Consider the following 12,744-nt stretch of genomic DNA (forward strand, 5'->3'; position numbering starts at 1 on the left):
CACCCCCGCCGAACCCGCGCTCGTCCACCGAGCCCGCGCTCGATGCGGCGCGGGCTCGCCGATCGAGGGCGGGTTCGGCGGGGTGTCGTCAGTCCAGCTCGAGCGGCGGGGTGTCCGGGGTGGTGAAGCCGAGCACCTCGCCGAGGAACGCCAGCTCCGCCTCGAACGCGCGCTGCAGCGTGTCGGCGCGGCGGAAGCCGTGCGACTCGCCTTCGAACAGCAGGTACGCGTGCGGCACGCCGTTGGCCGCGAGCGCGTCGCGCAGCGCCTCCGACTGGCTCGGCGGCACGACGGGATCGTCCGCGCCCTGCAGGATCAGCAGGGGCGTGCGCAGCGTCTCGGGGCGCGACAGCGGCGACCGCGAGACGTACACCTCCTCGGCCTCGGGCAGGGGGCCGACGAGCCCGTCGAGGTAGCGCGCCTCGAAGTCGTGCGTGTCGGCCACGAGGCGGCGCAGATCCGCCACGCCGTAGCGGCTGATGCCCGCGGCGAAGGCGTCGGTGTCGGCGACCGCGCACAGCACCGTCCAGCCGCCCGCCGATCCGCCCTTGATCGCGATCCGGTCCGCGTCCGCGAGCCCCGCCTCCGCGAGCCCGCGCGCCGCGGCCGCCGTGTCCTGTACGTCGACGACGCCCCAGCCGCCGCGCAGCCGCTCGCGATAGCCCCTGCCGTAGCCCGTGGACCCGCCGTAGTTCACGTCGAGCACGCCGATGCCGCGGCTCGTGAAGTACGCCATGACGATCGAGAGCGTGCCCGAGACGTGGGTGGTGGGACCGCCGTGCACCAGCACGAGGTAGGGCGGCAGCTCGCCCTCGGGTGCGTCGAACTCGGGGCTCGTCGGCGGGTAGTCGAACGCGTGCACGGGACCGTTCGGACCGGGGCAGGTGATGGCGCGCGAGACCGGCAGCCAGGCGGGGTCGAGGTCGCCGACGGGCACGCCGCCCCGCACCGGCTCGATCGTGTGCGCGTCGACGTCGAGCAGCCACAGGCCGCCCGGCACGCGCGCGCCGGCGCCGGTCAGCAGCACGCGCTGGCCCCGCACGTCGCGCACGAGCACGCCGCCCGTGAGGGGCGTGTCGAGGGCGTCCTCGGCGCCGCACGTGGGATCGATCACGACGAGCTGATCCGATCCGTTCGTCTGCACCGCGAGGATCCGGCCGTCGGCCATGGTCGCGTACCAGCGCGCGCCGAGGTTCCACAGCGGCCCGCCCGTGTCGGCGTCGACCGTCATGATCGGCTCGGGCCCGACCGCCGACAGGCCGTCGAAGCGCGCCCAGTGCAGGTTCCAGCGCGCATCCTGCCCCGGGTGCGGGATGTCGGCGAGGAACATCAGCTCGTCGTCGCCCGTCCACTCGGGCTGCAGCGCCGAGACGGTGCCCGCCGCGGTGCGCCCGCCGGCGATCACCACGTGCTCGGTCACGCGGCCGCGCTCGTCGAGGCGGCCGACGCGCAGCTCGGCGGCGTCCCACGGCATGTCGGGATGGTCCCACGCGATCCACGCGATCCGATCGCCGCGCGGGGCCGGATAGGCGAGGAAGTCGCTGCCCGCCACGACGCTCGCGACGGCGGCCGCGTCGTGCGCGGCCGACCCGTCGAGGGGGATGCGCACGATGTCGCGCGCGGGCACCGGGGCGCCGGTGTGCGTCTCGCGCACGGCCCACAGCGCGCCCTCGGCGAGGGTGAGGTCGCCGAAGCACATGCCGCCGTCCGCCGGGGTGAGCGGCTCGGGATCCGTGCCCGGCGCGAACCTGTAGACGCGCTGGTCGGCGTGCTCGACGAAGTAGGCGACGCCGTCGTCGCCGGCGGTCCACGCACCGCCGCCGTACTCGTGCACGCGGGAGCGCACGCTCCAGGGGGCGGGCAGCAGCACCTCGGGCTCGCGGCCGGCCTCGCCGCGCATCAGGGCCGTGCGGCCGCGCTCGGCCGGCAGGCCCTCGCTCCACCAGACCTCGTCGCCCACGAAGCGCGCGCCGTCCAGGCGCAGCGATCCGCCGGCCACGTCGGCCGCGGTGATCGGCGATCGCCACGTGCCGTAGGGCGCGATCGTGCGGGCGGGGGCGGTCGCTTCGGAGGCCATGCCACCCACCGTAGGCGAGACGGCGGCGGGCCGCAGGGCGCCCGCCGGTGCGGATCAGACGGCGCGCAGCACGGCGACGACCTTGCCCAGCACGGTCGCCTCGTCGCCGAGGATCGGCTCGAACGCCGAGTTGCGCGGCAGCAGCCACGTGTGGCCGTCGCGCTGGCGGAAGGCCTTCACGGTGGCTTCGCCGTCGAGCATCGCCGCGACGATGTCGCCGTTCTCGGCGTTGTTCTGCGCGCGCACGACCACCCAGTCGCCGTGGCAGATCGCGGCGTCGATCATCGAGTCGCCGTTGACCTTGAGCATGAACAGCTCGCCCTTGCCCACGAGCTGGCGGGGCAGGGGGAAGATCTCCTCGACCTGCTGCTCCGCCGTGATCGGCACGCCCGCGGCGATGTTCCCGACGAGCGGCACCATCGCCGCGTCGCCGACGGCGGGCGCCGTGTCGGCCGGGTTCTCGCCCGACAGACCGGGCAGGTCGATGAGCACCTCCATGGCGCGCGTCTTGCCGGGGTCGCGGCGCAGGTAGCCGCTGAGCTCGAGCTGGCCGAGCTGGTGCGTCACGCTCGAGAGCGACTTCAGCCCGACGGCGTCGCCGATCTCGCGCATGCTCGGCGGGTAGCCGTGGCGCTGGATCGAGCGCTGGATGACCTCGAGGATGGCCATCTGCTTCTCGCTGAGGTTCCGGCGACGCCGCGTGCGGGGCTTGTCGTCGGTGCCGGCGATGTCGGCCGCGGCGTCGCTCATCTGTGCTCCTCGTTCGGATGTCGGAGGTCCGTGATTACGTGACCCTCGACCTCGAAGGTAGCCGATTCGTCGGGGTCTTCGGGAGATTTGTTCGAGCGTGTCCCGGCGGATCCGATGTCGGATGTCGGAGATAGCGTTGACATGTTCGAACCGTCGAACGTATATTCGGTACAGAGCTTCGCATCCGGCCTCCCGGCCGAGCGTCGGATGCGAAGCCGCCCAGACAGAAGGAGCACGACATGAGCACCGCCATCCTCACGGCAGCGGCAGCCCCCTCCGCGCCCCGCACCCGGCTGCGCCTCACGGTGCGCGGCCGCCGCGTGCTGGCGGCGCTGGCGGCCGCCCCGGTCGTCGCGGGTCTCGCGGCGGCCGTGCTCGGCGGCGGCGCGGCCCTGGCATCGGGCGAGGCGGGCGCCGACGCCTCGGCGTTCCACCTCGTCACGGTCACCGCGGGCGATTCGCTGTGGAGCATCGCGCAGGACGTGGCGCCCGGTCACGACCCGCGCGACGTGGTGTACGAGCTGAAGCGGCTCAACAACCTCGCCGGCGGGCTCGTGAGCCCCGGCCAGCAGATCGCGGTTCCCGCGGGCTACGCCGACTGAGCGGGGGCCGGGGCGGCATCGTCGTCCTCGCGATGACGGGCACGGCGATCGTCCGGCATCGAGGGGCCGCTCGGATCTAACATGGAGGGCGTGACCTCCGACCCGGCGAATACCTCGATCGCTCCCGCGATCACCCTCGACGACCTGCCGCTCCGCGCCGACCTGCGCGGGCAGACGCCCTACGGGGCGCCGCAGATGGCGGTTCCGGTCGCGCTGAACGTCAACGAGAACACGCATCCGGTGCCCGACGATGTCGCCGACGACATCGCCGACGCCGTCTCGCGCGCCCTGCGCGACGTGAACCGCTACCCCGACCGCGAGTTCACCCAGCTGCGCGAGGGATTCGCCGACTACCTCGGCCACGGACTCGTGCCCGAGCAGCTCTGGGCGGCCAACGGCTCGAACGAGGTGCTCCAGCAGGCGCTGCAGGCCTTCGGCGGGCCGGGGCGCTCGGCCTTCGGCTTCGCACCCACCTACTCGATGTATGGGCTGCTGGCCCGCGGCGTCGGCTCCGACTGGGTGACGGGCGAGCGCGGCCCGCGCTTCGAGATCGATCCCGAGGACGCGGCCCGTCAGGTCGCCGACGCGCGGCCCGACGTCGTCTTCCTCTGCGCGCCCAACAACCCCACGGGCACGCCGCTGTCGCTCGACGTCGTCGAGGCGGTCTACGACGCCACCGACGGGATCGTCATCGTCGACGAGGCGTACCGCGAGTTCGCGCCGCGCGAGGAGCCGTCGGCCCTGAGCCTGCTGGAGGGGCGCCCGCGCCTGGCCGTCTCGCGCACCATGAGCAAGGCGTTCGCCTTCGCCGGCGCGCGCGTCGGCTACCTCGCCGCCGATCCCGCCTTCATCGACGCGCTGCGTCTCGTCCGGCTGCCCTACCACCTGTCCGCCCTCACGCAGGCGGCGGCCTCCGCGGCCCTGCGCCACGCCGACACGATGCTGCGCACGGTCGACGAGATCGTCGAGCAGCGCGACCGCATGTCGGCCACGCTCGAGGCGCTCGGCTACACCGTCTACCCGTCGTGGGCGAACTTCGTCCTGTTCGGCGGGGTGACCGATCCCTCGCGCACCTGGTCGGCGCTGCGCGACCGCGGCATCCTCGTGCGCGACATCGGCATCCCCGGCCACCTGCGCGTCACGGCGGGCACGGAGGACGAGACGACGGCGTTCCTCGAGGCGCTCGCGGAGATCGGCAACTGAGCCGGGATCCCGCCCCGCGCAATAGACTCGAGGGTATGACCGCAGCCCGCACCGCCCGCCGCAGCCGCTCGACGAGCGAGTCGTCCGTCGAGCTCGAACTGGACCTCGACGGCACCGGCGCGAGCAGCATCGACACGAGCGTGCCGTTCTTCGACCACATGCTCACGGCGTTCGCGAAGCACTCGCTGACCGACCTCACGGTGAAGGCGAGCGGCGACACGCACATCGACGCGCACCACACCGCCGAGGACGTCGCGATCGTGCTGGGGCAGGCGATCCGCGAGGCGCTCGGCGACAAGTCGGGCATCTCGCGCTACGGCGACGCGCTCGTGCCGCTCGACGAGGCGCTCGCGCAGGCCGTCGTCGACATCTCCGGGCGGCCCTACCTCGTCCACACCGGCGAGCCGGCCGGATTCGAGCAGCACCTCATCGGCGGGCACTTCACGGGATCGCTCGTGCGCCACACCTTCGAGGCGATCGCGTTCAACGCCGGCCTCACCGTGCACGTGCGCGTGCTGGGCGGCCGCGACCCGCATCACATCGCCGAGGCGGAGTTCAAGGCGCTCGCGCGCGCGTTCCGCCAGGCCAAGGCCCTCGACCCGCTCGTGACGGGCGTGCCGTCCACGAAGGGCGCGCTGTGACCGACGCGGCTTCCGCCGGCCAGGAGCGGCCGCTCGTCGCGGTCCTGGACTACGGATCGGGCAACGTCCACTCCGCCGTCAAGGCCCTGCAGGCGGCCGGCGCCGACGCGCGCCTGACGAACGACCGCGGGCTCGTGCGCGATGCCGACGGCCTGCTCGTGCCCGGCGTGGGCGCGTTCCGCGCCGTCATGGAGCAGTTGAACGCCATCCGCGGCGGCGAGCTGATCGAGCGCCGGCTGGCGGGCGGCCGGCCCGTCATGGGCATCTGCGTGGGCATGCAGATCCTCTTCGAGCGCGGGATCGAGCGCGGCGCCGACACCGAGGGCCTCGGGGAGTGGCCCGGCGTCGTCCGCGAGCTCGATGCGCCCGTCGTTCCCCACATGGGCTGGAACACCGTCGAGGCGCCCGAGAGCTCCGTGCTGTTCCGCGGCATCGGCGAGGAGCGGTTCTACTTCGTGCACTCGTACGCCGCGCAGGAGTGGACGCTCGACGTGCAGCCCCCGTTCCCCGAGCCCGCCGTCACGTGGGCCGCGCACGGCGGGCGGTTCATCGCCGCCGTCGAGAACGGCCCGCTCTCGGCCACCCAGTTCCACCCCGAGAAGTCGGGCGAGGCCGGCATCCGCCTGCTCGCGAACTGGGTCGGATCGCTGCGCGGCTGATCCCGCGCGCGGTCCCGATCCGCGCCCTCCCCGGGCATCCGCGCCGGAGTTCGCGCTCGATTGGATCGATCGGCCCGGCGCGCGTACCCTCAGACATCGTGCGTTCCGGCGGTAGCGTCCCGCCCGCACAGGGAGATATGAACGATTTCGCGTCCACACCCGGACTGATCCTGCTGCCCGCCGTCGACGTGGCCGGTGGCAAGGCCGTGCGCCTCACCCAGGGCGAGGCCGGAGCCGAGACGAGCTACGGCGACCCCATCGAGGCCGCGGAGCAGTGGGCCGCGCAGGGCGCCGAGTGGATCCACCTCGTCGACCTCGACGCCGCCTTCGGGCGCGGCAGCAACACCGCCGTGCTGCGCAAGGTGCTCAAGCACGTCAAGGGCGTCAACATCGAGCTCTCCGGCGGCATCCGCGACGACGCCTCGCTCGAGGCGGCGCTCGAGAGCGGCGCGCACCGCATCAACCTCGGCACGGCCGCGCTCGAGAACCCCGAGTGGACCGCGTCGATCATCGGCCGCTACGGCGAGGCCGTGGCCGTCGGGCTCGACGTGCGCGGGACCACGCTGGCCGCCCGCGGCTGGACGCAGGAGGGCGGGGACCTCTGGGAGGTGCTCGACCGCCTCGAGGACGCCGGCTGCGCGCGCTACGTCGTGACCGACGTGACGAAGGACGGCACCCTCAGGGGCCCGAACCTGGAGCTGCTGCGCGAGGTCGCCTCGCGGACGGACAAGCCCGTCATCGCCTCCGGCGGCGTCTCGAGCCTCGACGACATCGCCGCGCTGCGCGGTCTCGTGCCCGAGGGCGTCGAGGGCGCGATCGTGGGCAAGGCGCTCTACGCCGGCGCGTTCACGCTCGCCGAGGCGCTCGACGTCGCCACCGACTGAGATCGTGCACGACCACGGCGGCGCGCAGGGCGGAACGGGGGATCCGTCGCGCGCCGACTCCGCCGGCGTTCCGTGGGAGGGCCGCACGTTCCGCGCGAACCCGGCCGCCGGGGACGACGGATCGGCCGACCCGCGTCTGTGGGAGGCGCTGACGCGCTTCCGCGACGGCTCGGGCGATCCCGTCGCGGTCGTCGACGCGCTGCGCGAGGCGCGCGTGCTCGTGCCGCTCGTGGCCGAGAAGGGCGACGAGGGCGTAGGCGCGCACGGGCTCGCGGTGGACAAGACGCAGGAGCTGTCGATCGTCACGGTCGCGGCCCCCGACGGCCGCAGCGTGCAGCCGGTCTTCTCGAGCGTCGACACGATGCGCCGGTGGGACGCGAAGGCACGCCCGATCCCCGTCGCCGGCACGCGCGCCGCGCTCGCGGCGGCGGGGGAGCAGACCGACCTCGTCGTGATCGATCCCGCCGCCGACACCGAGTTCGTCGTGCGCCGGCCGGCCGTGTGGGCGATCGCGCAGTCGCAGCCGTGGGAGCCGGCGTGGACGAGCCCCGAGGTCTACCGGGGCCTGCAGGAGTCGATCGGCCAGGAGCTGGCCGTGCTCGACCTCGCCGTCGAGCCGGGCGACCCGGCCGCGCGCCTGCGCGGCCCCGAGCTCGTCGTGCGCCTCACGCTCGTCGAGGGCCTGGAGCGTACCGAGCTCGACGCCGTGCTGCAGCGCCTCGCCCGGCGCTGGGCGGCGGACGACCGCATCGCGGTGCTCGTCGACAGCCTCCAGGTGAAGCTCGCGCGAGGACTTTCCTGACCGGTTGCACCGACAGGTCGAACCCGATCGGGTGCTGAACTTCAGCGGCGACGCCGCGGAGATGACGCGACCACCGCAACCGATCGGTCGCTCACCACGGCGCAACCGGTCACTGTGCGAGCGAAGCGAGCGTGCGGCCGCTCGTGCGGCCGCCCCGCAGCGCGAAGCGCTGCCTCGCCGGCGCGGCAGCGCCGGCGCGAGCACGCGAGCGGCGCCGCAGAGCGGCGCCCGAGCGCGCGCAGATCAAATAAAGGTCAGATCACCGAGCCGGTGAACTTCTCGCCCGGGCCCTTGCCCGGGGCGTCCGGGATGGTGGAGATCTCGCGGAAGCGCAACTGCAGCGAGCGCAGCCCGTCGCGGATCGGGCGGGCGTGCGAGTCGCTGATCTCGGGCGCCGCGGCCGTCACGAGGCCGGCGAGGGAGTTGAGGAGCTTGCGGGCTTCGTCGAGGTCCGTGAACTCCTCGGCGTTCTCGTCGTCGCCGAGCCCGAGCTTGACGGCGGCGGCGCTCATGAGGTGGATGCACGCGGAGGCGATCACCTCGACGGCGGGCACATCGGCGATGTCGCGAGCGGCGCCCGCGGCGTCCGCCGCCTGCTCCTGTTCCTCCCACCGGGCGTGGCGATCCGCGTCGAAGGAGTGGCTGTGGGAGGACGGCATGGTGCTCATCGGGGCTTTCTGGTAGTCTTGGGGCGGCTCCGGAATGCGTTCCGGACGAAAGAGGATTCACATCCCACCCGCGCTTGCCGTCTTAGGCTACCGGGTCACACTCCGCCCGCGGTCAGCGGGTCGTCATCCAGAGATCGGTTAACAGCGAGATCCGGGTGTTCGGGTGAGCCGACGTCAGTCGTCGTGCACGGGTGGATGCTGAGTTCCCTCTCCCGCCCGTGTCGTGAACGTCGCGCCACGGTGGCCACAGCCATCGCACCCAAGGAGTTCCGCATCAGCGATCCCCGCACCAACGAGCGCATCCGCGTTCCGGAGGTCCGACTCGTCGGGCCGAACGGCGAGCAGATCGGCGTCGTCCGCATCGAGGCCGCCCTGCGCCTGGCTCAGGAGGCCGATCTCGACCTGGTCGAGGTGGCCCCCAACTCGAAGCCGCCCGTGGTCAAGATCATGGACTACGGCAAGTTCAAGTACGAGGCCGCGCAGAAGGCCAAGGAGGCTCGTCGCAACCAGGCGAACACGATCCTCAAGGAAGTCCGCTTCCGCCTCAAGATCGATCAGCACGACTACGAGACCAAGCGCAAGCGTGCCGAGGGGTTCCTGCAGGCCGGCGACAAGGTCAAGGCCATGATCCTGTTCCGAGGCCGCGAGCAGTCGCGCCCCGAGATGGGCGCCAAGCTGCTGCAGAAGTTCGCCGAGGACGTCGCGGAGTTCGGATCGGTCGAGCACCGGCCCACGCTCGATGGTCGCAACATGACGATGGTGATCGCCCCGCACCGCAACAAGTCCGACGCGAAGGCCGAGCAGAACGCGGCGCGCGCGGCCAACCGCGAGGCGGCCCGCGCCGCCAAGACCGGTGCGGACGCCGAGGTCGCGGCCGAGTAAGCCCCACACACTTCCCGCCCCGGCGGGCAGCACAGGACGTCGCCCGATGGGCGCCAACGTAAGGAAGAGAAGATGCCGAAGCAGAAGACCCACTCGGGCAGCAAGAAGCGCTTCAAGATCACCGGCAGCGGCAAGATCAAGAAGCAGCAGGCCAACATGCGCCACAACCTCGAGCACAAGTCGAGCCGTCGCACCCGCCGCCTGAACCAGGACCAGGTCATCTCGGGCAACGACCTCAAGGTCGTCAAGAAGCTCCTCGGTCGCTGAGACGACGCGAGATCACGTTAGGAATCTGAAGAATGGCTAGAGTCAAGCGGGCTGTCAACGCCCAGAAGAAGCGTCGCGTCATCCTCGAGCGCGCCTCGGGTTACCGTGGCCAGCGTTCGCGCCTGTACCGCAAGGCGAAGGAGCAGGTCACCCACTCGCTCGTCTACGCGTACCGCGACCGTCGCAAGAAGAAGGGCGACTTCCGTCGCCTGTGGATCCAGCGGATCAACGCCGCGGCGCGCCAGAACGGCATCACCTACAACCGCTTCATCCAGGGCCTGGCCCTGGCGGGCGTCGAGGTCGACCGCCGCATGCTCGCCGAGCTCGCCGTGAGCGAGCCCGCCGCCTTCACGTCGCTCGTCGAGACCGCCAAGAAGGCGCTCCCGGCCGACGTGAACGCGCCGAAGGCCGCGTAAGCAGCTTCACCCCGCGAAGGCGGGGCGTCCCCTCGGGGGCGCCCCGCCTTCGTCTGTCTGCGCGCCCGCTGCCGTGCGGAGGAGAACCGGCCGTGCGGAGGAGCGGATCGGGGGATCGGTCCTCCGGTGGGCGTGTTCTCCTCCGCTGGGCGGATCGACGCCGCGCGCCGCCCGGGCTCGCGCCGGGCCCGCACGTAGGCTGGCTGCGTGCTCGAGAACCCCCGGTCGCCGCGCGTGCGCGCCGTCGCCAAGCTCGCCAAGCGCAACGCGCGCGAGGAGACGGGCCTGTTCCTGCTGGAGGGGCCGCAGTCCGTGCGCGAGGGGCTCGAATATCGCCCCGACGCGATCGTCGACCTGTTCGCCACGCCCTCCGCGCTCGAGCGGCACGGCGACATCCGCACGCTCCTCACCGACGCGGGCGTCGAGGCCGAGTACGTGACGGAGGCGGTGCTGGCCGCCATGGCCGACACGGTCACGCCGCAGGGGCTCCTCGCCGTCGCGCGCCAGACGCCCACGTCCATCCGCGACGTGTTCGACGGATTCCCACGGCTCGTCGCGATCTGTGAGGAGGTGCGCGATCCCGGCAACCTCGGCACGATCATCCGCGCGGCCGACGCCGCGGGAGCCGACGCGGTCGTGCTCACCGGCCGCACCGTCGATCCGCACAACCCCAAGGTCGTCCGCTCGACGACGGGCTCGCTCTTCCACCTGCCGTACGCCGTCGGTGCCTCGCTGCCCGAGGCGATCGAGCGCGCGCACGGCGCCGGCATGACCGTGATCGCGGCCGATGTGAAGGGCGAGGACCTGCTCGCCGTCCGCGCCGCGGGCGGCCTGGCCGGCCCCACGGCGTGGGTGTTCGGCAACGAGGCGCGCGGCCTCGACGACGAGGCGCTCGCGCTCGCCGACCGGGCGCTGCGGCTGCCGATCTTCGGCCGCGCGGAGTCGCTGAACCTCGCCACCGCGGCGAGCGTGTGCCTCTACGAGAGCGCCTTCTCCCAGCGCTCCTGAGCGGCGGGGAGCCGGCGGCGCGTCGCCCGGGCGAGACGCGCCCGGGACTCCGGTGTTGTTACGTCTCGGTAAAGCGGTTGCGCCCGGTTGGTCGTTGTCTCATCGTGGCCCTAGGGTGAAACGCATGGCTGAGCCCCTTGTCGTCGTGGAGAACGTGCAGAAGCACTATGGCGACTTCCACGCACTGAAAAACATCAACCTCACCGTCGACGCGGGCGAGGTCGTCGTCGTGATCGGTCCGTCCGGTTCGGGCAAGTCCACGCTGTGCCGCACGATCAACCGGCTCGAGACCATCACGAGCGGTTCCATCCGCATCGACGGCGCGGAGCTGCCCAAGGAGGGCAAGGCGCTCGCGAAGCTGCGGGCCGAGGTCGGCATGGTGTTCCAGTCGTTCAACCTCTTCGCGCACCTGACGATCCTCGAGAACGTCACGCTCGGGCCGATCAAGGTCCGCGGCCTCAGCAAGGCCGACGCCGAGACCGAGGCCCGGCGCCTGCTCGACCGGGTGGGCGTGGGCCACCAGGCCGACAAGCTTCCCGCGCAGCTCTCGGGCGGTCAGCAGCAGCGCGTGGCGATCGCCCGCGCGCTCGCCATGCAGCCCAAGGTGATGCTCTTCGACGAGCCGACCAGCGCCCTCGACCCCGAGATGATCAACGAGGTCCTCGACGTCATGGTGAGCCTGGCGAAGGAGGGCATGACCATGATCGTCGTCACGCACGAGATGGGCTTCGCGCGCAAGGCCGCCGACCGCGTCGTGTTCATGGCCGACGGCGAGATCGTCGAGCAGGCGACGCCCGACGAGTTCTTCACGAACGCCCAGTCGGATCGTGCCAAGGACTTCCTCTCCAAGCTCATCACCCACTGAGAAGAGACTCCCACGAGGCTCCGCAACACAGCAGCGGCGCCCACACCAACCAGGAGGAACCATGCGAAAGATCCGCAACATCGCGGCGGTCGGCATCGCCGCCACCGCGCTGCTCGCCCTGACGGCGTGCAACAGCGGCACCCCGGGCGGCGGCGACGCCGGCGGCTCGGGCGACTCGGGCGACGCCGGATCGGAGAAGCCCTACGAGGTCGCCACCGACGTCTCGCTCGAGGGCAGCCCCACCTACGACGCGATGGTCGAGGCGGGCGAGGTCCGCATCGGCGTGAAGGAGGACCAGCCCGGTCTCGGATACCTCGACGCCACCACGGGCGAGCGCACCGGTTTCGACGTCGAGATCGCGCGCTGGATGGCCGCGGAACTCGGCTTCGGCGAGGAGCAGATCGAGTGGCAGGCGATCCCGTCGGCGAACCGCGAGCAGGCGATCGTGAACGGCGACATCGACTTCTACGTCGGCACCTACTCGATCACCGACGCCCGCAAGCAGCAGATCGACTTCGCCGGCCCGTACTTCGAGACCGGCCAGGGTCTGCTCGTGGCTGCGGACAGCGAGATCGAGTCGGATGCCGATCTGACCAGCGACGTCACCGTCTGCTCGGCGACCGGCTCCACGCCGATCCAGAACATCCGCGACAACTACGAGGCGCAGACCGAGGAGTTCGACACGTACACGCAGTGCGTGGACGCGCTGCTCAACGGCACCGTCGATGCTGTCACGACGGACGAGCTGATCCTCATCGGCTACGCCGCGGCCTACCCGGACGAGCTGAAGATCGTCGGCGAGCCGTTCTCGGAGGAGAAGTACGGCATCGGCCTGCCCAAGGGCGACGACGCGCTGCGCGACTTCATGAACACGGTTCTCGAGGAGAACCCCGACACCTGGTCGGCGATCTTCGACATGGAGCTGGGTGACGCGGGCGTCGAGCCCGAGCAGCCCGCGGTCGACCGCTACTGATCGACCGACTTCGACACCCTCCGCGGTGGCCGGCCCCACAGGCCGGC

Annotated in this window: 15 protein-coding genes; 12 read left to right on the forward strand and 3 right to left on the reverse strand. The window is 72.0% G+C overall.

All coding sequences use genetic code 11. From position 1 onward, the window contains the following. Window positions 1-88 precede the first annotated feature (88 nt). Window positions 89-2,077: an alpha/beta hydrolase family protein gene (locus tag ACYVJ0_RS08480; protein WP_460817248.1), complete on the reverse strand. Its 1,989-nt coding sequence runs from the start codon at window positions 2,075-2,077 to the stop codon at window positions 89-91. A 54-nt stretch (window positions 2,078-2,131) separates the two neighbouring features. Beyond that, a complete protein-coding gene (lexA, locus tag ACYVJ0_RS08485) occupies window positions 2,132-2,827 on the reverse strand; it encodes a transcriptional repressor LexA (protein ID WP_449854697.1) in 696 nt (231 codons plus the stop codon). A 239-nt stretch (window positions 2,828-3,066) separates the two neighbouring features. Between lexA and ACYVJ0_RS08490 the strand changes: the two genes are divergently transcribed. The 6 genes from ACYVJ0_RS08490 (at window position 3,067) to ACYVJ0_RS08515 (ending at window position 7,618) form a co-directional block, all read left to right on the forward strand. Then, entirely contained in the window at window positions 3,067-3,429 is a 363-nt protein-coding gene (locus ACYVJ0_RS08490; RefSeq protein ID WP_449854698.1) for a LysM peptidoglycan-binding domain-containing protein, read from the forward strand. A 90-nt stretch (window positions 3,430-3,519) separates the two neighbouring features. Further along, entirely contained in the window at window positions 3,520-4,632 is a 1,113-nt protein-coding gene (locus ACYVJ0_RS08495; protein WP_449854699.1) for a histidinol-phosphate transaminase, read from the forward strand. 35 nt (window positions 4,633-4,667) lie between these two features. Further along, entirely contained in the window at window positions 4,668-5,273 is a 606-nt protein-coding gene (hisB, locus tag ACYVJ0_RS08500; protein ID WP_449854700.1) for an imidazoleglycerol-phosphate dehydratase HisB, read from the forward strand. Beyond that, window positions 5,270-5,932: an imidazole glycerol phosphate synthase subunit HisH gene (gene hisH, locus ACYVJ0_RS08505; protein ID WP_449854701.1), complete on the forward strand. Its 663-nt coding sequence runs from the start codon at window positions 5,270-5,272 to the stop codon at window positions 5,930-5,932. The genes hisB and hisH overlap by 4 nt, the downstream gene beginning before the upstream one ends. A gap of 137 nt (window positions 5,933-6,069) precedes the next feature. Next, complete coding sequence (gene priA, locus ACYVJ0_RS08510) at window positions 6,070-6,816, forward strand: bifunctional 1-(5-phosphoribosyl)-5-((5-phosphoribosylamino)methylideneamino)imidazole-4-carboxamide isomerase/phosphoribosylanthranilate isomerase PriA (protein WP_460817251.1); 747 nt, start codon at window positions 6,070-6,072, stop codon at window positions 6,814-6,816. Window positions 6,817-6,820: 4 nt separating this feature from the next. Further along, window positions 6,821-7,618 carry an SseB family protein gene (locus tag ACYVJ0_RS08515; RefSeq protein ID WP_449854703.1) on the forward strand — a complete coding sequence of 266 codons (798 nt, stop codon included), beginning with the start codon at window positions 6,821-6,823 and terminating at the stop codon, window positions 7,616-7,618. A 254-nt stretch (window positions 7,619-7,872) separates the two neighbouring features. Here the strand turns inward: ACYVJ0_RS08515 and ACYVJ0_RS08520 are convergent, their stop codons facing one another. Then, a complete protein-coding gene (locus ACYVJ0_RS08520) occupies window positions 7,873-8,286 on the reverse strand; it encodes a DUF1844 domain-containing protein (RefSeq protein ID WP_449855042.1) in 414 nt (137 codons plus the stop codon). Window positions 8,287-8,526: 240 nt separating this feature from the next. On the opposite strand from ACYVJ0_RS08520, the gene infC reads away from it, so the two are divergent. The 6 genes from infC (at window position 8,527) to ACYVJ0_RS08550 (ending at window position 12,697) form a co-directional block, all read left to right on the forward strand. Next, window positions 8,527-9,168, forward strand: a complete 642-nt coding sequence (infC, locus tag ACYVJ0_RS08525; protein ID WP_449855041.1) for a translation initiation factor IF-3 — start codon at window positions 8,527-8,529, stop codon at window positions 9,166-9,168. 72 nt (window positions 9,169-9,240) lie between these two features. Then, complete coding sequence (gene rpmI, locus ACYVJ0_RS08530) at window positions 9,241-9,435, forward strand: 50S ribosomal protein L35 (protein WP_259606271.1); 195 nt, start codon at window positions 9,241-9,243, stop codon at window positions 9,433-9,435. A 32-nt stretch (window positions 9,436-9,467) separates the two neighbouring features. Further along, window positions 9,468-9,851, forward strand: coding sequence for a 50S ribosomal protein L20 (rplT, locus tag ACYVJ0_RS08535; protein WP_449855040.1), 384 nt, complete (start codon window positions 9,468-9,470; stop codon window positions 9,849-9,851). 207 nt (window positions 9,852-10,058) lie between these two features. Next, window positions 10,059-10,859, forward strand: a complete 801-nt coding sequence (locus ACYVJ0_RS08540; protein WP_460817254.1) for a TrmH family RNA methyltransferase — start codon at window positions 10,059-10,061, stop codon at window positions 10,857-10,859. 124 nt (window positions 10,860-10,983) lie between these two features. Further along, a complete protein-coding gene (locus tag ACYVJ0_RS08545; protein WP_449855038.1) occupies window positions 10,984-11,724 on the forward strand; it encodes an amino acid ABC transporter ATP-binding protein in 741 nt (246 codons plus the stop codon). A gap of 61 nt (window positions 11,725-11,785) precedes the next feature. Beyond that, window positions 11,786-12,697: a glutamate ABC transporter substrate-binding protein gene (locus ACYVJ0_RS08550; RefSeq protein ID WP_460817255.1), complete on the forward strand. Its 912-nt coding sequence runs from the start codon at window positions 11,786-11,788 to the stop codon at window positions 12,695-12,697. Window positions 12,698-12,744 lie beyond the last annotated feature (47 nt).

It is taken from the genome of Microbacterium petrolearium (assembly GCF_054782875.1).